The organism is Streptomyces bluensis (genome assembly GCF_014650715.1).
Taxonomy (GTDB): domain Bacteria; phylum Actinomycetota; class Actinomycetes; order Streptomycetales; family Streptomycetaceae; genus Streptomyces; species Streptomyces bluensis.
Genome location: NZ_BMVM01000005.1, coordinates 81,173 through 102,257, shown reverse-complemented (window position 1 = coordinate 102,257; position 21,085 = coordinate 81,173). Strand labels below are relative to the sequence as shown.

Sequence of the window (21,085 nt, the reverse complement as noted above, 5' to 3'; positions counted from 1 at the left end):
CCCATGCACTTGCGAAGGTTGAGCACGAGAAGACGGGCCTGTGTGGCGGGCGTGACCGCCGGTATCGTCGCCGCCGGGCTGCTGTCGGGCCCGGCCGCCAGCGCACGCCCTGCTCCGGAACCACCCCTGACAACGATGTCCATCAAGTCGCCACCGGGCGGCGCGAGCGCAAGAGTGCTGATCTTCTACGGCTCTGCCGCGGCCGGGGAGGAGTCGCCCGTCGTCAACGCGGGCATCGAGACCATCGAGAAGATCGGCCTGTCCGGACCAACCGACCAGCAGTTCGAGGTCGTTGCCACGGACGACGCCTCCGTCTTCACCAACGACACCCGGCTGAGCCGTTTCAACGCGGTGGTGTTCCTGACCGGTGGCGGGGACGTCCTCGATCCGGAGCAGGAGGCGGGTCTGGAGGCCTACATGGAGGCGGGCGGCGGCTTCGTCGGCATCCATGACGCGGCCCGCGCGGAGCCGTACTCGGACTGGTTCACCGGTCTCATCGGCGCCCGCCCGGCCGCGTCGAGCCCGACCGCCGTGCAGCGGGCGACCGTTGAGGTGGGCGACCGGCGCCACCCGGCGACCAAGGACCTGCCGGTGCAGTGGAAGCGGCCCGACCAGTGGTTCAACTGGGTCAAGAACCCCTCCGGCGACGTGCACACGGTGGCACGCGTACGCGAGTCGACGTACCAGCCGGGAGAGAGCAAGAACGGCTGGGACCACCCGGTGAGCTGGTGCCGTGACTACGACGGCGGCCGTTCCTTCTACACGGGCATGGGCGGCACCGTCTCCTCGTTCGACGAGACCGAGTTCCGTTCGCATCTGCGCGGCGCCCTGCTCTGGACGAGCCGTCTGGCCCAGGCGGACTGCAAGGCGACGATCAACGCCAACTACAAGGCGGAGCGGCTCACCCAGCCCAACCAGCCGGGGCAGAACGACCAGATCGGTGAGCCGCACGGTCTGGTGACCGCGCCCGACGGACGTGTCTTCTACATCGGCCGCGGCGGCGCCGACTCCTCGCAGCCGGTGATCACCGACTGGAACAACCCGGACATCGGCAAGGGCAAGGGCGAGATCCACGTCTACGACCCGAAGACCAAGAAGGTGACCCTGGCGGGCGCGTTGTCGGTCTTCGGCAACAAGGGCGGCGGTGACGAGCTCACCAAGGTCGAGGAGGGCCTGCTCGGCATCGAGCTGGATCCGCGCTTCGAGGACAACGGCTGGGTCTATCTCCACTACACGCCGCACTCACGGATCAACCGCGACACGCGGATGGCCGAGCGCTACGTCTCCCGCTTCACACTGGACCTCGCCACCAACAAGCTGGACCTGAACAGCGAGAAGGTGCTGCTGAAGTGGCCGGTGCAGATCCACAGCTGCTGCCACTCGGGCGGCGGGATGGCCTGGGACTCCCAGGGCAACCTGTACATCGCGACCGGCGACAACAACTCCAGCGGCTTCACAGGCGGTTACTCCGGCAACAACCCGGAGCCCAACTACAAGGGTGTCTCGTTCGCGGACGCGCGCCGCACCGCCGGCAACACCAACAACCTCAACGGCAAGATCCTGCGCATCCACCCGGAGCCCGACGGCACGTACACCCTCCCCGACGGGAACCTCTTCACCGGCAAGGAGACCGCCGAGGGTGGCGGCAAGACACGCGGTGAGATCTATGTGATGGGGGTCAGAAACCCCGCGCGCATCTTCGTCGACAAGTCGACCGACACCCTGTACGCGGGCTGGGTCGGCCCCGACGCGAGCCAGCCGTCCACGACCTGGGGCCCGGCGAAGTACGACACGTTCGCCGTCATCACCAAGGCGAGCAACCGGGGCTGGCCGTACTGCATGGGCAACAAGCAGCCCTACCGCGACCGCAATCTGCCGGACCCGACGAAGCCGCTCGGCTGGTACGACTGCGACCACCCGAAGAACGAGTCCCCGAACAACGACGGCCTGGTCAACCTGCCGCCGGTGACGGGCAACAACATCTGGTACTCGCCCCAGGGCGGCGCCCCGGACTTCCCGCGCGACGCAAGCGGCGTGCCCTCGTACAAGAACGAGGAGGCCACGTACAAACTGCCGTGGCTGAAGGGCGGCGGGCAGGCCGCGATGAACGGGCCGGTCTACCGGTACGACGCGTCCGTGACCGACAGCGGTCAGTGGCCCGCCTACTGGGACGGCAAGTGGTTCGTGGGCGACTTCTACGACGCCGACCAGCCGCGCAACGCGGTCGTCACCGACCCGAAGACGCACGGTGACGGCGGACTGCCGGTCCACTCGGAGTCGCTGAAGAAGATCGTGCCGATCGGCAACGACGGCATCAAGAACCTCATGGACTGGAAGTTCGGGCCCGACGGGTCGCTGTACGTCCTCGACTACGGCCGTGGCTTCTTCACCTCGGACGCCAAGTCGGCGCTGTGGCGGGTGACCTACACGGGCGGCGGCCCGACCCCGGCCGCGGGCCAGCTGGCCAGGAAGGCGGAGTGATGCGCAAGAGACATGTGAGACATCTGGCACGTCAAGTCCGGTGGCTGACGGCCCTGTTGGCGGCCCTGCTGATGGTGCTGGGGCTCACCTCGGCGTCGGCGGCGGGCCGGCCCCAGGCCGAGGGTGCCAAGGCCGCCGCCGCCCAGGTGCTGACCTGGACGGCCGGCGACGACATCACCAAGTACGCGTCCGCCCCGCAGACCGCGGTCGCGGGACCGACGACGATCGTCTTCGAGAACAGCGCGGCGACCGGCAACACCACGGGCATGCCGCACACGCTGACGTTCGACGTCTCGGACCCGGAGTACAACAACGACGTCCCGCTGAACATCCTGGCCAATCCGAACGACGCGCAGGGCGGCCGGTACGAGGTGGAGGTGAACCTCACCCCCGGCCGCTACCGCTTCTACTGCACGATCCCGGGCCACGGCCAGATGCAGGGCATCCTCGTCGTGTCCGAGGGCACCGGCGAGGACACGACTCCGCCCGAGACCTCCGCCAAGGTGAGCGGGACGCAGAACGCGCAGGGCGCGTACGTGGGTTCGGCGACCGTGGCGGTGAGCGCGACCGACGAGGACGGCGGCTCGGGTGTCGATCGCGTGGAGTACGCGCTGGGGCACTCGGGCGACTGGCAGCCGTACACCACACCCGTCGTGGTCAACCAGGTAGGCGATCACCACGTCCGCTACCGGGCGTTCGACAAGGCGGGCAACGTCGCGGCCGAAAAGTCCGTCGAGTTCACCGTCGTCGCCCCGCCGACCGACGACACCGCGCCACCGGAGACCTCGGCGACGGTGACCGGTGAGCAGAACCCGCAGGGCGAGTACCTCTCCATGGCGACGGTCACCGTGTCCGCGTCCGACACCGGCTCCGGCGTCAACACCATCGAGTACGCGGTCGGCGACTCCGGCGCCTGGCAGCCGTACACGGCCCCGGTGATGGTGCACGAGGCCGGCACGCACAAGGTGCGGTACCGCGCCACCGACAAGGCGGGGAACGTGTCCGCCGAGAAGAACGTCACGTTCACGGTGGTCACGCCGCCCGTCGAGGACACGACACCGCCGGTGACCGGGGTGACGGTCGAGGGCGACCGCAACTCCGACGGCGCCTACCTCAAGAGCGCCAAGGTGACGGTGAGCGCGACCGACGAGCACGGCGGATCGGGCGTCGCCGCGATCGAGTACTCGCTCGACGGCGGGCCCTACCTCGCCTACACCGCACCGGTCGTGGTGGACCGCGCGGGCACGCACACGCTCGCGTACCGGGCGAGCGACAAGGCGGGCAACACCTCCCCGGCGCGCACCGTGACCTTCACGGTGGTCTCCGGGGGCGGCGTCCCCGCGCCCAACTGCGCCGAGTGGGACGAGCGGCTGACCGTCATCGTCGGCACGGTCGACTCCGGCGTGCCGAACCGGCTCACCAACAACCGGTGCCGCATCAACGAGTTGATCGAGGACGAGAAGGAGTGGACGTCCCAGGCGCTGTTCCTCAAGCATGTGAAGACGGTCCTGGACAAGCTCCTCAAGGAAGGCGTCATCGACCAGCGCGAGTACAACGCCATCCAGAAGGCGGCCCGCGAGTCCGGCATCGGCAGGCCCGGTCAGACGGAGGGCTACCGGACGATCCTGGACGGTACGCCGGAGTCCTTCGCCAAGTGGCAGCAGGTGGGCGGCGGTTCGTTCGCGCAGAACTCCGACGGTTCGATCACGTCGGGGACGACGAAGGACGGGCTCGGCATGCTGTGGTTCCCCGAGCGGAAGTACGGCGACTTCTCGCTGCGTCTGCAGTGGCGTGACGACGCGCCGGGCACGGGCAACGCCAACTCCGGTGTCTTCGTGCGGTTCCCGTGGGTCCACGACCACCCCGAGGAGACCCGTCCCGAGTGGGTCGCCATCAAGTACGGGCACGAGGTGCAGGTGCTCGACCGGCCCGACGGCGACATGTACAAGACCGGTTCCGTCTACGGCTTCGACCGCGTGGGGCTCGCCGGTGCGGGCGTCACCCAGAAGGGCACCTGGAACGACTACGAGATCCGCGTGGTCGACCAGCACTACTCGGTGTACCGCAACGGCGTGCTGATCAACGAGTTCGACAACACCGGCGGGCAGGAGTTCGCCCCGCCGCGGGCGGACGACCCGGGCACGGACGGCCGGCGGTTCGCCTCCGGCTACATCGGGCTCCAGGTGCACGGCACGACGGACGTGGTGTCGTACCGGGACATCCGGATCATGGAGCTGTAGCGGCTCCGGGAGCCCAGGCAGTTCCGGGAGCCCCAGGCGGCTCCGGGAGCCGCTGGGGCTCCGCTCCCGCACCACCCGTTGTCAGTGGCGTACGGCATGCTGTGGATCAGTGGCGGCCGTACGGCCACTGCGCTGCAAGGCCACTCGGCTCAGCCAGGGTCCTTCTTCGCCCGGCTCGGCTGCACCCGCCTGGGTTCGCCCGGCATCTTCGGGTGGTCGGGCGGGTACGGCAGGTCGCCGAGCCCGTGGTCGTGCTCGTCGCGGGAGGCCAGCTCCAGCAGGGCCTCCAGCGAGAAGGCGTGATCGTCCATGTCCGCGTGCACGTCGCCGTGTTCGGCGAAGCGCACGGGCATGGTCGCGAGGTCGAAGTCCCGGGGGTGCGCGTCGCCGACCTCGTCCCAGCGCAGGGGCGCCGAGACCGGGGCGTGCGGTCGGGGGCGTACGGAGTAGGCGGAGGCGATCGTGCGGTCACGGGCGGTCTGGTTGTAGTCGACGAAGATCTTCTCGCCGCGCTCCTCCTTCCACCAGGCCGTGGTCACCTGCTCGGGCATCCGTCGCTCCAGTTCGCGGGCGACGGCGATGGCCGCGCGGCGCACCTGGGTGAAGGTCCAGTCGGGCCGGATCGGCACGAAGACGTGCAGGCCCCGGCCGCCGGATGTCTTGGGCCAGCCCGACAGGCCGCCGTACTCGTGGAGGACCTCGCGGAGTTCGTGGGCCGCGTTGACGGCGTCGGCGTAGTCGGTGCCGGGCTGCGGGTCGAGGTCGATACGGAGCTCGTCGGGGCGGTCGACGTCGGTGCGGCGCACCGGCCACGGGTGGAAGGTGAGCGTGCCGAACTGGGCCGCCCACAGTACGGCGGCGACCTCGGTGGGGCACATCTCGTCGGCGCTGCGGCCGCTGGGGAAGGTGATGTGGGCGGTGGGGATCCAGTCGGGCATGTTCTTGGGCGCCCGCTTCTGGAAGAACGACTCGCCGCTCACGCCCTCTGGATAGCGCTCCAGGGTCGTCGGGCGGTTCCGCAGGGCGCGCAGGATGCCCGGGCCGACGGCGAGGTAGTAGCGGGCGAGGTCCAGCTTGGTGAAGCCGCGCTCCGGGAAGAAGACCTTGTCGGGGCTCGACAGCCGTACCGTCCGGCCCGCCGCCTCCAGCTCCACCGCATCGCCCATGGAGGCCACGGTAGGCGGAGCGCGCACACCGCGCACACCGGGCGGCACACCCGCACATCGGGCGGCAAACGTGCACACCGGGCGGAAAGCGGTCGATGCTCGCAGAATCGGAGCATGGACCTCCCTGTCATGCCGCCCGTGATGCCGATGCTCGCCAAGTCCGTGGCGAAGATCCCGCCGGGCATGCACTACGAGGCGAAGTGGGACGGCTTCCGGTCGATCGTGTTCCGCGACGGGGACGAGGTGGAACTCGGCAGCCGCACCGGCAAGCCGCTGACCAGGTACTTCCCCGAGCTGGTGGAGGCTCTGAAGGCGCGGGTGCCGCATCGGTGCGTGCTGGACGGCGAGATCGTGATCGCCCGGGAGGGGCGGCTCGACTTCGACGCGCTGACCGAGCGCATCCACCCCGCTCAGTCACGGGTGCGGATGCTGGCCGAGAAGACCCCCGCGTCGTTCGTGGCCTTCGACGTGCTGGCGCTCGCGGACGAGTCACTGCTCGACGTGGCCCTCGCCGACCGGCGTGCCCTGCTGGTCGCGGCCCTCGCCCGGACCACGGCACCGGTCCACGTCGCCCCGGCGACCACGGACATCGAGGTGGCCGAGCGCTGGTTCGAGCAGTACGAGGGCGCGGGGCTCGACGGGGTGATCGCCAAGCCGCTCACGCTGCTCTACCGGCAGGACGAGCGGGCGATGTTCAAGATCAAGCACGAGCGCACGGCGGACGTGGTGGTCGCGGGGTACCGCCTCCACAAGAGCGGGCCGGTCGTCGGCTCGCTGCTGCTCGGCCTGTACGACGAGGGGGGCACCCTCCAGCACGTCGGGGTCTCCGCCGCGTTCCCCATGAAGCGGCGCGCCGAACTGGTGGCGGAGCTGGAGCCGCTGCGGATGGACGATGTCGCCGAGCATCCGTGGGCGGCCTGGTCCGACGAGGCCGCTCACGAGACGGCGCGGCTGCCGGGGGCGCCGAGCCGGTGGTCGGCGAAGAAGGACCTCTCGTGGATCCCGCTGCGGCCCGAGCGGGTGGCGGAGGTGGCGTACGACCACATGGAGAACGGGGTGCGGTTTCGCCATACGGCGCGGTTCCGCCGGTGGCGGCCGGATCGTTCGGCTGAGAGCTGTACGTACGGGCAGCTGGAGGAGCCTGTGCGGTATGACCTGACGGAGATTCTCGGCCAGTAGGAGCAGCGTTTCCCGGGCAGTGGAAGCGCGGTGGAAGCAGCGTCTGCCTGGCTGATGCCGTGGTACCGCTGCGGGCTCGTTGTGGCTGGTCGCGCAGTTCCTCGCGCCCCTGAAGGGCCTGCGGCCCTACGGGGCAGGCCCTCTCACGGCCGCATCAGTACCTTCACGGTGCCCTCCTGCTTGCGCTGGAACGCCTCGTACGCGTGCGGGGCCTCGGTGAGCGGCAGGCGGTGGGTGGCGAAGCCGTCGACGCCCAGCGGGTCGTCCTCCGTCAGGAGGGGCAGGATGTCGTCGACCCAGGTGCGGACGTTGGCCTGGCCCATGCGGAGCCGGATCTGCTTGTCGAACAGGGTGAGCAGGGGCAGCGGGTCGGCGGTGCCGCCGTACATACCGGTGAGCGATATGGTGCCGCCGCGCCGTACGAGGTCGATGGCGGTGTGCAGGGCGGCCAGCCGGTCCACGCTGACGCGTTCCGCGAACCGCGCGCTGATGGCCTTGGGAAGCATGCCGGTCGCGGTCTGGGCGAGGCGCGCGGCGGCGCTGCCGTGTGCCTCGGTGCCGACGGCGTCGATCACGGAGTCGGGTCCGCGGCCCCCGGTCCGTTCCTGGATCGCGGCGACGAGTTCCTTCTCGCTGTCGAAGTCCCTGAGGTCGTACGTCTCCACACCGCGTTCACGCGCCCGGCGCAGCCGCTCGGGGACCAGGTCCACGCCGAACACCCGCTCCGCGCCCTGTACCTGGGCGACCCGGCAGGCCATGTCGCCGATCGGGCCGAGCCCGAGGACGGCCACGCTGCCGCCGGGCGGGACGTGCGCGTACCGGACGGCCTGCCAGGCGGTGGGCAGCACGTCGGAGAGGTAGACGAACCGGTCGTCCGGCGGCCCTTCGGGCACCTTGATCGGCCCGAACTGCGCCTGCGGGACACGCAGGTACTCGGCCTGGGCGCCCGGAACGGAGCCGTACAGCCGGGTGTAGCCGAACAGGGCGGCGCCCATGCCCTCGCCGGTGCACTGGGTGGTCTCGCACTGGGTCGGCAGGCCCTCGGCGCACATCCAGCAGTGTCCGCAGGCGATCTGGAACGGCACCACGACCCTGTCGCCGGGACGGAGGTCCGGAACCTCGGTGCCGACCTCCTCGACGATGCCGATGGGTTCGTGGCCGAGGATGTCGCCGGGGGTCATGAACGGGGTGAGCACCTCGTACAGGTGCAGGTCGGAGCCGCACAGTCCGGTGGACGTGATGCGGACAAGGGCGTCCGTCGGCTCCTGGATCACCGGATCGGGCACGGTCTCCACGCGTACGTCCCGCCTGCCCTGCCATGTCACTGCCTTCATCGCGTCGCACTCCGTCCCTCGGGGTCTGCGCACGGGTGTCGGGTCACGCTCGGGTACCCGGGCGGCCTTCCCGGAACCCTCGGGGGCAGGACGGTGGGCCGACTGGCCTACCCGACCACTCGCGGACACAGACAGGCGGGTATGGCCATCCATGAACATATAAGCGCACAATCGGCGACAAACGGACAGGGGTGGCCACGTGGGCATGAGACAGGAAACGAAGATCCGACGCGGCAGGACGACGGCGGCGCTGCTGGCCGTCGCGGTGGTGGGCTCCCTCATGGCGGGCTGCGGCGACGGCTCGGGGAACGACGACGGACGGGGCGGGGGGCCGGGCCAGGGACGCGGCGAGGACCGGGTCAGCACGGCGCCCACGGGCTCCGTACTCGCCGTCAAGGTCGACAACACTCCGACGGCCCGCCCGCAGACGGGGCTCGACACGGCGGACGTCGTGTACGCGGAGCAGGTGGAGGGCGGCCTGAGCCGGCTGATGGCGGTGTACGCCACCAGGCTGCCGGACGCCGTCGGGCCGGTGCGCAGCGCACGGGAGTCCGACCTGGAGCTGCTGCGCCAGTTCGACGAGCCCACGCTCGCCTTCTCGGGCGCCCAGGGCAAGCTGCTGCCGTTGATCGACAAGGCGCCGCTGCACCGGAAGTCCCCACGGGACGCGGCCGGCGCGTACTACCGCAGCTCCGGCAAGCCCGCGCCGCACAATCTGTATCTGCGCCCCAAGCGGCTGATGGGGTCCGCACCGGGCGCCGGCGCCCTCACGACGGGGTACCGCTACGGCGCGGCCCCCTCCGGCGGCACTCCGGAGAACGCGCGCACGGTCAGCTATCCGGCGGCCCGCTTCACCTTCACCTGGTCCGGGAGCCAGAAGCGCTGGCTGGTGACCATGGACGGCACGCCGACGGTGACGACCGACGGCAAGCGGGTGACCGCCGCGACCGTTGTCGTGCAGTACGTGAAGGTGCGGCAGTCCAGGTTCCAGGACTTCCTCGGCAACAACACGCCGTACACGGAGACGGTGGGGTCGGGGAAGGCCCAGGTGCTGCGCGACGGACGGGCGTACGACGTGAACTGGGAGCGGGAGAAGCCCACCGACGGGACGGACTTCACCACCGCCGACGGCAGGCCGGTGAACCTCGCGAAGGGTCCGGTGTGGGTGGTGTTCGCGAAGGCTCCCTGATCAGGCCTGGGTGACCAGGGGTTCCGCCGGGTTGCGGAGCCCCTCGGCGGCATCCGCGACCCGGAGGATGAGGTCGAAGAAGACGGTCTGCTCCTCGGCGGAGAGCGGGGCCAGGAAGACCTGGTTCATCCGGGCCGTCCGCACGGTCAGCTTGCGGTGCGTACGGACGCCGTCGTCCGTGAGGCGCAGCAGGAACCGGCGGCCGTCCTGCGGATCGCGGACCTTGTCGAGGAGTCCGCGCCGCGTGAGGCGGCTGATCACCTCGGCGACGGTGGACCGGTCGAGACCGACCCGCTCCCCCACCGTGCGCTGATCCAGTCCCGGCTCGGCGACGAGCGTGTTGAGCACCGCGAACTGCGGCGAGGTGATCTCCTCCGAGACCATCGTGTTCCACAGCAGGTGGTGCGCCTGCTGGAGCCTGCGGGCCAGGTGCCCGGGGTGGGTGGTCAGATCCACCGCGGCCATGTGCACTCCCGGGGTCGTATTCGTTGGTGCACTGAACAATACCCCGGAGTCGCCATACCTGTCTCCGAGGGGACATACGGCTTGACGTGTACGTTCGCCGAGGTCTTGACGGTTCACTCCGCCAATGACAGCGTGAAGGGCACCTCGCTGAAATAATCAGTGCCCTGATTAACAGCCGGTCATGGCCGGCGCTGGGTGCGCGGACGGGATGGGGCTTCACGGATGGACAAGGTGGTCGCCACGGCCCTGGAGGCCGTGGCCGATGTGCCGGACGGCGCATCGCTCGCGGTCGGCGGGTTCGGGCTGAGTGGTGTGCCGAACGTGCTGATCAAGGCGCTGTACGAGCGGGGGGTCGGTGGCCTGGGTGTGGTCTCCAACAACTGCGGGGCGATGGAGTCGGGGCTGGCGGTGTTGCTGTCGGCGGGGCGGATCGCCCGGGTGACCGGCTCCTACATCGGGGCGAACAAGGAGTTCGCGCGGCAGTATCTGGCGGGTGAGCTGGAGGTGGAGCTGATCCCGCAGGGCACGCTGGCGGAGCGGCTGCGGGCGGGCGGGGCCGGGATCCCCGCCTTCTACACCCCGGCGGGCGTGGGTACCCAGATCGCCGAGGGCGGGCTGCCGTGGCGTTACGACGGTTCCGGCGGGGTGGCGCTGGCCTCGCCGCCGAAGGAGGTGCGCGAGTTCGACGGCACCGAGTACGTGCTGGAGCGCGGAATCCGGACCGACTTCGCGCTGGTGCGGGCGGCCAGGGGCGACCGGCACGGGAACCTGGTGTTCAACAAGTCCTCCCGCAACTTCAACCCCCTCGCCGCCATGGCCGGCCGCGTGACGATCGCCGAGGTGGAAGAGCTGGTCGAACCCGGCGAGATCGGCCCGGACGCCGTGCACCTGCCGGGGATCTTCGTGCAGCGGGTGGTGGCCCTCACCCCCGAGCAGGCCGCCGACAAGGGCATCGAACAGCGCACGATTTCCGCGCCTCGGGCGCAGGTCCCGGGGGCGGTGAGCAACTGATGGCCTGGACACGCGAGGAGATGGCGGCCCGTGCGGCGCGTGAGCTTCAGGACGGTCAGTACGTCAATCTCGGCATCGGTCTGCCCACGCTGATCCCCAACCATCTGCCTGCGGACGTCGAGGTGGTCCTCGAATCCGAGAACGGCATCCTGGGCACCGGCCCCTACCCGACCGAGGACCAGGTCGACCCGGACCTGATCAACGCGGGCAAGGAGACCGTCACGGTCCTGCCGGGTGCGTCCTTCTTCGACTCCGCGCTGTCGTTCTCGATGATCCGGGGCGGGCACATCGATGTGGCGGTCCTGGGTGCCATGCAGGTGTCGCAGCGGGGCGACCTCGCCAACTGGGCGATACCCGGGAAGATGATCACAGGGATCGGTGGGGCGATGGACCTGGTGCACGGTGCCCGCACCGTCATCGTGGTGATGACCCACACCGCGAAGGACGGCTCGCCGAAGATCCTTCAGGAGTGCGCGTTGCCCCTGACCGGCAGGGCGTGCGTGAACCGCGTCATCACCGACCTCGGCGTGCTGGATGTGACCGACGACGGGCTGGTGCTGGTGGAGACAGCGCCGGGGGTCGGCGCCGAGGAGATCATCGCGAAGACCGCCGCCAAGGTGAAGGTCGCGGAAGAACTCGCCGAGGGGGTCCAGTCATGAGAGACGTCTACATCGTCGACGCGGTCCGCACGCCGATCGGCCGCTACAACGGCGCCCTGGCCGCGGTGCGCCCGGACGACCTGGCCGCCCACGCCGTGCGGGAACTCCTCGCCCGCTCCCCGCAGTTGGACGCCTCCCGGATCGACGACGTGTACTTCGGCAACGCCAACGGCGCGGGCGAGGAGAACCGCAACGTCGCCCGTATGGCCGCCCTGCTGGCGGGCCTGCCCACCTCGGTGCCCGGGGTGACGGTCAACCGGCTGTGCGCCTCGGGTCTTGAAGCCGTGATCCAGGCGGCCCGTGCCATCGCCTGCGGTGACGCCTCCATCGCGCTCGCGGGCGGTGTGGAGTCGATGACCCGCGCCCCCTACGTGCTGCCCAAGAACGACCGGCCCTTCCCGGCCGGGCACACCGAGCTGTACTCGACCACGCTGGGCTGGCGCATGGTCAACCCGAAGATGGACCCGCAGTGGACCGTCCCGCTCGGCGAGTCCGCCGAACTCATCGCCGACAAGCACAGGATCAGCCGCGAGCAGCAGGACGCGTTCGCCCTCGCCTCCCACCGGAAGGCGGCCAGGGCCCAGGCGGAGGGACTGTTCGACGCCGAACTGGCCCCGGTGAACATCCCGCAGCGCAAGGGCGACCCGCTCGTGGTCGCCGCCGACGAATGCGTCCGCCCGGACGCCTCCCTGGCGGCGATGGCACGCCTCAAGCCGTCCTTCCGCTCAGAAGGCGGCACGGTCACCGCCGGCAACGCCTCGCCCCTGAACGACGGCGCCGCCGCCCTGCTGCTGACCGACGAGGAGGGCCTGAAGGCCACCGGCCGCCAGCCTCTGGCCCGCGTGTGCGCGTCGGGTGTGTCCGCGATCGACCCGCACTACTTCGGGCTCGCCCCGGTGGAGGCCGTGGGCCGCGCCCTGACCAGGGCGGGCAGGACGTTCGCCGATCTCGACGTCCTCGAACTCAACGAAGCCTTCGCCGCCCAGGTCCTGGGCTGTGTGGCCGAGTGGCCCGAGTTCGACCCCGCCGTCCTCAACCCCCAGGGCGGCGCCATCGCCCTCGGCCACCCGCTCGGCGCCTCCGGTGCCCGCCTCGCCGCCACCGTCGCCCACCAGCTCGCCCGCAAGGGCTCCGGCGTCGGCGTCGCCACCCTCTGCATCGGCGTCGGCCAGGGCCTGGCCCTCGTCCTCGAACGCTGAGTCTTCCCCGAGGAACCCCATGACTCTCACCCAGCACGACATCGACCAGGAGATCGCGGCCCAGCACGCCGCGTACGAGAAGCGGATCGCCGACGGCGCCCCCGTCGAGCACCAGCCGCGCCGTGACTACGCGCCGTACCGCTCCTCGGTGCTCCGCCACCCGAAGCAGCCGCCCGTCACCATCGACGTCACCAAGGACCCGGAGCTGGTGGAGCTGTCCTCCCCCGCCTTCGGCGAGCGGGACATCACCGAGATCGACAACGACCTCACCCGGCAGCACCACGGCGAGCCGATCGGCGAGCGCATCACCGTCTCGGGGCGGCTGCTGGACCGGGACGGGCGCCCGGTCCGCGGCCAGCTGGTCGAGATCTGGCAGGCGAACTCGGCGGGCCGGTACGCCCACCAGCGCGAGCAGCACGACGCCCCGCTGGACCCGAACTTCACGGGCGTCGGCCGCACGCTGACGGACGAGGGCGGGTTCTACACCTTCACCACCATCCAGCCGGGCCCGTACCCGTGGCGCCAGCACGTGGGCGCCTGGCGGCCGGCCCACATCCACTTCTCGGTCTTCGGCACCGCGTTCACCCAGCGGCTCGTGACGCAGATGTACTTCCCGAGCGACCCGTTGTTCCCGTACGACCCGATCATCCAGTCGGTGACGGACGACGCGGCCCGGCAGCGGCTGGTCGCGACGTACGACCACAGCCTGTCGGTCCCGGAGTTCTCGATGGGCTACCACTGGGACATCGTGCTCGACGGGCCGAACGCCACGTGGATCGAAGAAGGGCGCTGACCGCCATGACGAAGATCGACCCGAGTCGTCCGGAGACCGTGCTCCCGACCCCGTCGCACACGGTCGGCCCGTTCTACGGCCACGCTCTGCCGTTCCCCGGCGGCGGCGACATCGCACCCGTCGGCCACCCGGACACGATCGTCCTGCACGGTCATGTGTACGACGGCGAGGGCAACCCGCTGCCGGACGCCCTGGTGGAGCTGTGGGGCGCCGACCCGGACGGCAAGGTGCCCCGGGTCGACGGCTCGATGCGGCGCGACCCGGCGAGCGGCGGCTTCCTGGGGCGCAACGGCGTGGAGTTCACCGGCTGGGGCCGCGTCCAGACCGACGCGTCCGGGCACTGGACCGCGCGTACGCTGCGGCCGGGGGCGCGCGGACGGAGCGCGCCGTACATCAGCGTCTGCGTCTTCGCGCGCGGGCTCCTCCTGCACCTGTACACCCGGCTCTATCTGCCGGGCGACGAGGCGGTGCTCGGCGCGGACCCGTTGCTCGGGCAGGTGGACGAGGCACGGCGCGGCACGCTGATCGCCGTGGACGACGGCGCAGGCACGTACCGCTTCGACATCCGCCTTCAGGGCGAGGGCGAGACGGTCTTCCTGGAGTTCCGGTGACTCCCTCGACCTCCGAGGAAGAGGCACCCCCAGCCGGTTCCGACGCCGGGCTGCTCGCACCCGGGTCGGCCGCCTCCCCTGCGTCCTCGACGACGAGCGACGCCGCGTATCTGCGGGCGCTGCTCGACGCGGAGGCCGCGCTGACCCGTGCCCAGGCCGCGCTCGGGCTCGCTCCGCGGGAGGCGGCGACGGCGGTGAGCTCGGCGGCCGTGACCGAGCGCTTCGACCTCCGGGACATCGCGGCCCGTGCCCGCGCGGGCGGAAATCCGGTCATCCCCCTCGTCGCGGATCTCACGAAGGCGGTCGGCGCGGAGTACGGCCCGTACGTCCACCGGGGTGCCACCAGTCAGGACATCATGGACACGGCGACGATGCTGGTCGCCGTACGCACCCTCGATCCGGTGCTGGCGGACCTGGAGCGCACACAGCGTGCCCTGGCCCGGCTGGCCGCCGAGCACCGTGACACGGCGATGCCCGGGCGGACGCTCACCCAGCACGCGGTGCCGACGACGTTCGGGCTGAAGGCGGCGGGCTGGCGGTCGCTGGTACTGGACGCCAGGGACCGTCTCACGACCGTACGGGACGGTCTGCCCGCGCAACTCGGGGGCGCGGCGGGCACGTTGGCGGCGTTCGGCGCCTACGGCGCCTCGGACACCCGGGCGCTGGTCGCCGCGTACGCGGGCGAACTCCGGCTGGCCGAGCCGCTGTTGCCCTGGCACACCCTGCGCACGCCGGTCGCGGATCTCGCCAGTGCCCTCGCCTTCACCGCGGGCGCCCTCGGTAAAGCGGCCGTCGATGTGCTCACCCTCGCCCGTACGGAGATCGCGGAGGTCTCCGAGGGCGGCGGCGGGGGTTCGTCCGCCATGCCGCACAAGGCGAACCCCGTACGGTCCACGCTGATCGCCGCGGCCGCCCGGCGTGCCCCGCAGCTCGCGGCCACGCTGTACGGCTCGCTGGCCACGCAGGACGAGCGGCCCGCCGGGGCCTGGCACGCGGAGTGGGAGCCGCTGCGTGATCTGCTGCGGCTGGTCGCGGGCGCGGCCGGGAACGCCGCGGAGCTGATGGAGGGGCTTCGGGTGCACGCCGGCACGATGCGAGGGCACCTCGACCTCACCCACGGGCTGATCGTCTCCGAGCGGCTGGCCGCCGAGCTGGCGCCGGTCCTCGGCCGTGCCCGCGCCAAGGAGCTGCTGACCGCGACGGCGCGGCGCCTCCACACCGAGGGCCGAACCCTTGCGGAGCTCCTCGCCGAGGAGCCGGAGTTGCAGGACCTCGACATCGACCTCGCGGGCTGGACCGACCCCACCCGTTACACCGGCTCCGCCGGAGCCCTCACCGACCGTGCCCTGGAGCGACGTTGACCAGTGAGCTGCTCAACCACCGCGCCGAGGGTTCCACCACCGCTCCCCCGCTGCTGCTGGGCCCCTCCCTCGGCACGTCCACCGCGCTGTGGGACAAGGTCGCGCCCGACCTGTCCGTGACGCACCGGGTCGTGCGCTGGGACCTGCCGGGGCACGGCGGTTCGGCGGCGGACCTCATCCGACCGGGGGCCACGGTCGGCGATCTGGCGGGCCTGGTGCTCGCGCTCGCCGACTCCCTCGGCATCGAGCGGTTCGCGTACGCGGGCGTGTCCCTGGGCGGCGCCGTGGGCCTGCACCTGGCGGTCCATCACCCGGAGCGGCTGTCGGCGCTCGCCGTGATCTGTTCCTCCGCCCACTTCGGCGGTTCCAAGCCGTGGGAGGAGCGGGCCGCGCTGGTGCGCCGCGAGGGGCTGGCAGGGCTCGCGGAGTCGGCGAACTCCCGTTGGTTCACCCCCGGTTTCACGGTGCCCGAACTGGTGGCCGACCACCGCGAAGCAGACCCGGACGCGTACGCCGCGTGCTGTGACGCGCTGGCCGCGTTCGACCTCCGGGACCGTCTCCCCGACATCACCGTGCGCACCCTGCTCGTCGCGGGCCGCGAGGACCCCGCGACACCGCCCGCGCACCTGCGGGAGATCACAGACGCGGTACCGGGCTCGGCCCTGGTCGAGATCCCCGGCGCCTCGCACCTGGCGCCCGCGCAGTGCCCGCAGGCGGTCCTGACCGCGCTGAGGACCCATCTCTCGGGAGGCCCGCCCTGGTGAAAGTTATTGACAGTCGACAGCCACTGCGCTGAAGCTAACTTTCAACATCGTTCGGTCTCCCGCTCCCGGAAGGAACCGGCATGACGGCCGCCCCCGAGCACGGCCCGGACCAGCAGACCGCCACCCGGCCCGCACAGTCCCGCCGGGCGCTGTTCGCGGGGTCGGTGGGCAACTTCATCGAGTGGTACGAGTTCGGCGTCTACGGCTACTTCGCCACGATCATCGCGGCCCGCTTCTTCACACCCGAGGGCGGCAGCGAGATCGAGGGCCTGGTCAAGACGTACGCGTCGTTCGCGCTCGCGTTCTTCTTCCGGCCGGTGGGCGCGGCGCTGTTCGGCCGTCTCGGTGACCGGATCGGACGCCGTCCGGTGCTGATCCTGGCCGTCCTGCTGATGACGGGCGCGACGACACTGATCGGCGCACTGCCCACGTACGCCACCGCCGGCGCCCTCGCCCCGTGGCTGCTCACGTTCCTGCGGGTGCTCCAGGGGCTGTCCGCAGGCGGGGAGTTCGGCGGCGCGGTGTCGGTGATGACGGAGTTCGCACCGCCGGGGAAGCGGGGGCTGTACGGGTCGTGGCAGTCGTTCACGGTGGCGCTCGGACTGCTCGGCGGAGCCGGGGCGGCGGCCCTCCTGGCGACACTCCTCACCACGGAGGAGCTGAGCTCCTGGGGCTGGCGGCTGCCGTTCCTGCTGACGCTGCCGCTGGGCCTCGGCGCACTGTGGCTGCGCCTGCGGCTGGACGAGACGCCGGCCTTCCGGGAGGAACGGTCGGCCGAGCGCCCGCCGGCACGGGAGGTCGCCCGGGGCATCGCGCTCGGCGCCGGACGGATCATGGGCTGGGCGGCGGCCGGTTACACCTTCCTCGTGGTGCTGCCCTCGTATCTGCAGAGCAGTCTGAACGCGACCTTCCAGCAGGCCCTCGTGGCCACGGTGCTGGCGAACCTCGGCTTCGCGGTCACGATCGTCCCCGCCGGGTGGCTCAGCGACCGGGTCGGGCGGCGGCCGGTGATGCTGACGGGCGCGCTGATGGTGACGGTCCTGGCGTTGCCGCTCCTCCATCTCCTCCAGGACACGGGGACGTCGACGGCGGTGAAGGGCGCGGCCGTGTTCGTGGCGGGGGCGGTCGTCGGTCTGATGGCGGGGCCCGGCCCGGCGATGCTCTCCGAACTCTTCCCGACGAACGTCCGCTACACGGGCCTGGGACTCGCCTACGCCCTGTCCAACGCCGTGTTCTCGGGCTGCGCGGGACTCGTCATCACCGAGACGATCGAGCGCACGGGGAACGCGGACATCCCGGGGTACTACGCGGCGGTGACGTGCGCGGTGAGCGCGCTGGCGCTGCTGACGCCGCGCGGAGACCGCTCCCGGCAAGGGAGTTGAGGGATGAGGGTGGCTGAGGGATGAGGGTGGCTGAGGGATGCGGGTGATCGGTCTGATGTCGGGCACGTCGTACGACGCGATCGACGCGGCGGCCGCGGATCTGCGCCTCGACGGGGACACCCTCACGCTGAAGCCACTCGGGCTGGTCAGCGAACCGTACGACGACGCGCTGCGGAAGTCGCTCGCCGCGGCCCTCCCCCCGGCGACCACCACCCTGGCCGAGGTGTGCCGCCTGGACACACGGATCGGGCAGGCCTTCGCGGCGGCCGCGCTGCACGCGAACGGCCGGCTCTGCGACGGGCGGGCCGAGTTGGTCGCCTCGCACGGGCAGACCGTGTACCACTGGGCCGACGGGGGCACCGTGCACGGCACCCTCCAGATCGGTCAGCCCGCCTGGATCGCGGAGGCGACGGGGCTGCCCGTGGTCGCCGACTTCCGGCCGCGCGACATCGCCGCGGGCGGCCAGGGCGCGCCCCTGGTGAGCCTGGTCGACCTGCTGTTGCTGCGGGGCCGTCCGGGCACACCGGTCGCGCTGAACCTCGGCGGCATCGCCAACCTCACCGCACCCGACGGCACGGCCTTCGACACCGGTCCGGCGGGCGCCCTCATCGACGCGGCCGTCCGTGACATCACCGGCGGGCGCCTGCCGTACGACGTGGACGGCGCCCTGGCCGCGCGGGGCACCGTGCACGAGCCGCTGCTGGCCCGGCTCCTCGACGAGCCGTACTACGCGCTGCCCGCGCCCAGGACGACGGGCAAGGAGCTGTTCCACGCGGGCTATCTGCGCGAGGCGCTCGCCGGTTTCCCCGGGCTGCGGCCGGAGGACGTGGTCTCGACGCTCACCCGGCTCACCGCGCGCACGGTCGCCGACGCCGTCCGGGCCGTGCACGCCACGGAGGTGATCGCCTCCGGGGGCGGCACCCGCAATCCGGTCCTGATGGGGATGCTGGGCGACGCGTTGGGCGGTGTGCCGGTGCGCACCTCCGAGGTGCTGGGGTTGCCGTCCGCCGCGAAGGAGGCGTACGCCTTCGCGGTGCTGGGCTTTCTGACCGTGCACGGGCTGCCGGGCACCTGTCCGACGAGCACCGGGGCACGGCGCGCGAGCCTGCTGGGGTCGGTGACGCCGGGGCGTCGGGGGTTTCCCGGAGGGGCGCCGTCGGCGGGCGGTGTCGAGCGGGGGCCGGTGCGGATGGTGTGCGAGCGGGATGTCCGACCCGGTGAACGACCGTAACGGGCCCTTCTCATCCGTCTTTCACGCTCACCTCATACCGTGACCCCATGACGCAGGAGACTCCCCCCGGCTGGTACCCCGACCCCGGGCAGACAAGTGACGGCCCCGCCACCGAGCGCTGGTGGGACGGCAAGGCGTGGACGGACCGGATACGGCCCGCGGAACCGTCCGCCGCATGGGGTCCCCCGACGCAGGTGCCGCCCGCGGGGGCGTACCCGGGGGCCATGGCACCGTACCCGGCGTACCCGCCCGCCCCTGCGCGGCGCGGGCTGCGCACGGGCATCGCCGTCGCCGTGGCCGCGGCCGTCCTGGCGAGCATCGGCGTGGGCGTGTACGCCCTCACCAAGGACGACGGGAACGGGAACACGGCCAGTTCGCGGAGTCCCGGACGGCAGAACGACCCGGGCGACGGTCAGGGCGGTCCCGGCGGCGGCTCCGGGGGCCCGGACGGTCAGGGCCCGGGGCCCGGTGAGTCCGCGCAGCCCCGGATCGTGGACGGGTACGCCGTCGACCCGGTCAACGGCATCGGGATCCCCGTGCCCGACGACTGGACCGCCGTATCGCTCGGGGTGGGCGTGCAGGTCACGACCGAGGACTCGTACAAGTGCCCCGGCGACACCTCGAAGACCTGCACGCGCGGCGGCGCGTACTCCGCACCCGCCGAGGCGCTGGAGCTGAACGCCACCACGGCCGAGGCCGCCGCGAAGGCGGACATCGAGAAGAACGCCGAGGAGGCCTACGGCGGTACGGCGTACGGGGAGATCACCTCGCACGACGAGCTGGCCTCCGAGGCGGTGACCGTGGCCGGCGAGAAGGGCTATCTGGTGCGCTGGAAGGTCGCCACGAGCGAGGGCGACGACGGCTACGTCCAGTCGGTCGCGTTCCCCGCGCCCGCCGGCCCCGACCGGCTCGTGGTGATCCGCTTCGGCATCGACGTCGGCTCCAAGGCACCGAAGCAGTCCGTCATCGACGACATCACCAAGGGCATCAAGAAGATGTCGGGCGGCGGCAACGGCCAGGACGTCTGACCCCCGGGCCCCCTGGCCCGAGGTACCTCGTCCGGGAGAGCCCGTCGGCCGGGTGGAGTCCCCCTCCGCTCCAGAGGGACCCCACCCGGCCGGGGAGTGCGCCGCCCCCGTCCCCACGGTGCGGCGCGGTCGGGCCGGCGTCCGGTCAACCCTCGGACGACGGCCCGCGCTCTGAGGGCGTGCCGCCCGGCGGCCCGGCGCCCACTCCGAGCGCCGGGAGGACGGCGGCCTCGATGAAGCGGGTCAGATAGGCCTCGTCCGCGTCCCGGCCCTCCAGGAGCGGGCGGGACCGCACCACACCGAGGATCTGCGCGGGCACGTATTCCATCGCGGGATTGTCCGCGGCGATCTCGCCCCGGGCGACCGCGCGGGCGAGGAGCTTGCGGAGACCGGCGATCTCCGGCTCGACGAACGCGTCACGCATCGCCCGCCGCAGGCACTCGTCCTGTGTGATGGCGTGGGCGAGCCCATGGAGGAGCCGGGCGTCACGGCCGAACCCGCCCGCCCCGGCGCGCACCGCCACCTCGCGCAGGTCCCCGGCGAGCGAGCCGGTGTCGATGTCGGCGAACCGCGGACGGCTGTGGGCCCGTAGCGCGGCCGCGACGAACTGCGGCTTCGTCTTCCACTGCCGGTACAGCGTGGACTTGCTGCACCGTGTGCTCGCGGCCACGCCCTCCATGCTCACGGCGTCGTAACCGCACTCGCGGATCTGGTCGAGCACGGCGTCGAAGAACTCCTGCTCACGCTCGGGCGTGATCTTGGAGCGGCGCGAGGCGGCGACCGTCTCCGGTCCGTCCGCTGCCTGCGACGTCATGCTCTCTCCCTCGTGATCTCTTCTCGGCTCGGGGCCGTGATCCGCGGTCTTGATCGGTGGTCCGTCTCACACAGTGTAGAGCGATACGCCACTGTACCGAAACGGCCTCGTATCGGTACAGTGGCGTTTCGGTACACAACCGTATCGGTACGTTCGCGTATCGGTGATCCAGTACGAC

General features: G+C 71.4%; 17 protein-coding genes and 1 pseudogene. 14 read left to right on the top strand and 4 right to left on the bottom strand.

Features of this window, described 5'->3' with window-relative positions; genetic code table 11:
* Positions 1 to 3 precede the first annotated feature (3 nt).
* A complete protein-coding gene (locus IE262_RS15460) occupies positions 4 to 2,481 on the top strand; it encodes a ThuA domain-containing protein (protein WP_189874203.1) in 2,478 nt (825 codons plus the stop codon).
* Positions 2,481 to 4,721 (top strand): OmpL47-type beta-barrel domain-containing protein, encoded by a 2,241-nt coding sequence (locus IE262_RS15455; RefSeq protein ID WP_189874201.1) that lies wholly within the window; start codon positions 2,481 to 2,483, stop codon positions 4,719 to 4,721. The genes IE262_RS15460 and IE262_RS15455 overlap by 1 nt, the downstream gene beginning before the upstream one ends.
* A 149-nt stretch (positions 4,722 to 4,870) precedes the next feature.
* On the opposite strand, the gene ligD is transcribed toward IE262_RS15455, so the two are convergent.
* Positions 4,871 to 5,887: a non-homologous end-joining DNA ligase gene (gene ligD, locus IE262_RS15450; protein ID WP_134036993.1), complete on the bottom strand. Its 1,017-nt coding sequence runs from the start codon at positions 5,885 to 5,887 to the stop codon at positions 4,871 to 4,873.
* Positions 5,888 to 6,001: 114 nt separating this feature from the next.
* Between ligD and IE262_RS15445 the strand changes: the two genes are divergently transcribed.
* On the top strand, positions 6,002 to 7,066 hold the full coding sequence (locus tag IE262_RS15445; RefSeq protein WP_189874199.1) for an ATP-dependent DNA ligase: 1,065 nt from the start codon (positions 6,002 to 6,004) through the stop codon (positions 7,064 to 7,066).
* Between the two features lie 143 nt (positions 7,067 to 7,209).
* Here IE262_RS15445 and IE262_RS15440 read toward each other — a convergent pair whose 3' ends face one another.
* Positions 7,210 to 8,400, bottom strand: a complete 1,191-nt coding sequence (locus IE262_RS15440) for a zinc-dependent alcohol dehydrogenase (RefSeq protein ID WP_189874197.1) — start codon at positions 8,398 to 8,400, stop codon at positions 7,210 to 7,212.
* Between the two features lie 205 nt (positions 8,401 to 8,605).
* On the opposite strand from IE262_RS15440, the gene IE262_RS15435 reads away from it, so the two are divergent.
* Positions 8,606 to 9,589 (top strand): DUF3048 domain-containing protein, encoded by a 984-nt coding sequence (locus IE262_RS15435; protein WP_134036984.1) that lies wholly within the window; start codon positions 8,606 to 8,608, stop codon positions 9,587 to 9,589.
* Here the strand turns inward: IE262_RS15435 and IE262_RS15430 are convergent, their stop codons facing one another.
* A complete protein-coding gene (locus tag IE262_RS15430) occupies positions 9,590 to 10,054 on the bottom strand; it encodes a MarR family winged helix-turn-helix transcriptional regulator (protein ID WP_189874195.1) in 465 nt (154 codons plus the stop codon).
* Between the two features lie 222 nt (positions 10,055 to 10,276).
* Between IE262_RS15430 and IE262_RS15425 the strand changes: the two genes are divergently transcribed.
* The 10 genes and pseudogenes from IE262_RS15425 to IE262_RS15380 all read left to right on the top strand — a co-directional run bounded on the left by IE262_RS15425 (position 10,277) and on the right by IE262_RS15380 (position 20,093).
* A complete protein-coding gene (locus IE262_RS15425) occupies positions 10,277 to 11,065 on the top strand; it encodes a CoA transferase subunit A (RefSeq protein WP_189874193.1) in 789 nt (262 codons plus the stop codon).
* Entirely contained in the window at positions 11,065 to 11,724 is a 660-nt protein-coding gene (locus tag IE262_RS15420) for a CoA transferase subunit B (protein ID WP_134036975.1), read from the top strand. Before IE262_RS15425 ends, IE262_RS15420 begins: the two co-directional genes overlap by 1 nt.
* Positions 11,721 to 12,923, top strand: a complete 1,203-nt coding sequence (locus IE262_RS15415; RefSeq protein ID WP_189874191.1) for a thiolase family protein — start codon at positions 11,721 to 11,723, stop codon at positions 12,921 to 12,923. Before IE262_RS15420 ends, IE262_RS15415 begins: the two co-directional genes overlap by 4 nt.
* Before the next feature lie 19 nt (positions 12,924 to 12,942).
* A complete protein-coding gene (gene pcaH, locus IE262_RS15410; protein WP_134036970.1) occupies positions 12,943 to 13,716 on the top strand; it encodes a protocatechuate 3,4-dioxygenase subunit beta in 774 nt (257 codons plus the stop codon).
* 5 nt (positions 13,717 to 13,721) lie between these two features.
* Positions 13,722 to 14,327, top strand: coding sequence for a protocatechuate 3,4-dioxygenase subunit alpha (gene pcaG, locus IE262_RS15405; RefSeq protein ID WP_189874189.1), 606 nt, complete (start codon positions 13,722 to 13,724; stop codon positions 14,325 to 14,327).
* Positions 14,324 to 15,688, top strand: coding sequence for a 3-carboxy-cis,cis-muconate cycloisomerase (gene pcaB / locus IE262_RS15400; protein WP_189874187.1), 1,365 nt, complete (start codon positions 14,324 to 14,326; stop codon positions 15,686 to 15,688). The genes pcaG and pcaB overlap by 4 nt, the downstream gene beginning before the upstream one ends.
* Positions 15,685 to 16,443, top strand: a pseudogene (gene pcaD, locus IE262_RS15395) (3-oxoadipate enol-lactonase); the annotation flags it as partial. The gene pcaB and the pseudogene pcaD, both read left to right, overlap by 4 nt.
* 89 nt (positions 16,444 to 16,532) lie before the next feature.
* Entirely contained in the window at positions 16,533 to 17,834 is a 1,302-nt protein-coding gene (locus tag IE262_RS15390; RefSeq protein WP_134036961.1) for an MFS transporter, read from the top strand.
* A gap of 37 nt (positions 17,835 to 17,871) precedes the next feature.
* On the top strand, positions 17,872 to 19,065 hold the full coding sequence (locus IE262_RS15385) for an anhydro-N-acetylmuramic acid kinase (protein WP_189874185.1): 1,194 nt from the start codon (positions 17,872 to 17,874) through the stop codon (positions 19,063 to 19,065).
* Positions 19,066 to 19,112: 47 nt separating this feature from the next.
* Positions 19,113 to 20,093, top strand: a complete 981-nt coding sequence (locus IE262_RS15380) for a DUF2510 domain-containing protein (protein WP_134036955.1) — start codon at positions 19,113 to 19,115, stop codon at positions 20,091 to 20,093.
* Positions 20,094 to 20,238: 145 nt separating this feature from the next.
* On the opposite strand, the gene IE262_RS15375 is transcribed toward IE262_RS15380, so the two are convergent.
* On the bottom strand, positions 20,239 to 20,907 hold the full coding sequence (locus tag IE262_RS15375) for a TetR/AcrR family transcriptional regulator (RefSeq protein ID WP_189874183.1): 669 nt from the start codon (positions 20,905 to 20,907) through the stop codon (positions 20,239 to 20,241).
* Positions 20,908 to 21,085 lie beyond the last annotated feature (178 nt).

Excerpts from the sequence above, each read along its gene's own strand:
- IE262_RS15460 (WP_189874203.1), top strand. The coding sequence starts at position 4 with ATGCACTTGCGAAGGTTGAGCACGAGAAGACGGGCCTGTGTGGCGGGC.
- IE262_RS15455 (WP_189874201.1), top strand. The coding sequence starts at position 2,481 with ATGCGCAAGAGACATGTGAGACATCTGGCACGTCAAGTCCGGTGGCTG.
- ligD (WP_134036993.1), bottom strand. The coding sequence starts at position 5,887 with ATGGGCGATGCGGTGGAGCTGGAGGCGGCGGGCCGGACGGTACGGCTG.
- IE262_RS15445 (WP_189874199.1), top strand. The coding sequence starts at position 6,002 with ATGGACCTCCCTGTCATGCCGCCCGTGATGCCGATGCTCGCCAAGTCC.
- IE262_RS15440 (WP_189874197.1), bottom strand. The coding sequence starts at position 8,400 with ATGAAGGCAGTGACATGGCAGGGCAGGCGGGACGTACGCGTGGAGACC.
- IE262_RS15435 (WP_134036984.1), top strand. The coding sequence starts at position 8,606 with ATGAGACAGGAAACGAAGATCCGACGCGGCAGGACGACGGCGGCGCTG.
- IE262_RS15430 (WP_189874195.1), bottom strand. The coding sequence starts at position 10,054 with ATGGCCGCGGTGGATCTGACCACCCACCCCGGGCACCTGGCCCGCAGG.
- IE262_RS15425 (WP_189874193.1), top strand. The coding sequence starts at position 10,277 with ATGGACAAGGTGGTCGCCACGGCCCTGGAGGCCGTGGCCGATGTGCCG.
- IE262_RS15420 (WP_134036975.1), top strand. The coding sequence starts at position 11,065 with ATGGCCTGGACACGCGAGGAGATGGCGGCCCGTGCGGCGCGTGAGCTT.
- IE262_RS15415 (WP_189874191.1), top strand. The coding sequence starts at position 11,721 with ATGAGAGACGTCTACATCGTCGACGCGGTCCGCACGCCGATCGGCCGC.
- pcaH (WP_134036970.1), top strand. The coding sequence starts at position 12,943 with ATGACTCTCACCCAGCACGACATCGACCAGGAGATCGCGGCCCAGCAC.
- pcaG (WP_189874189.1), top strand. The coding sequence starts at position 13,722 with ATGACGAAGATCGACCCGAGTCGTCCGGAGACCGTGCTCCCGACCCCG.
- IE262_RS15390 (WP_134036961.1), top strand. The coding sequence starts at position 16,533 with ATGACGGCCGCCCCCGAGCACGGCCCGGACCAGCAGACCGCCACCCGG.
- IE262_RS15385 (WP_189874185.1), top strand. The coding sequence starts at position 17,872 with ATGCGGGTGATCGGTCTGATGTCGGGCACGTCGTACGACGCGATCGAC.
- IE262_RS15380 (WP_134036955.1), top strand. The coding sequence starts at position 19,113 with ATGACGCAGGAGACTCCCCCCGGCTGGTACCCCGACCCCGGGCAGACA.
- IE262_RS15375 (WP_189874183.1), bottom strand. The coding sequence starts at position 20,907 with ATGACGTCGCAGGCAGCGGACGGACCGGAGACGGTCGCCGCCTCGCGC.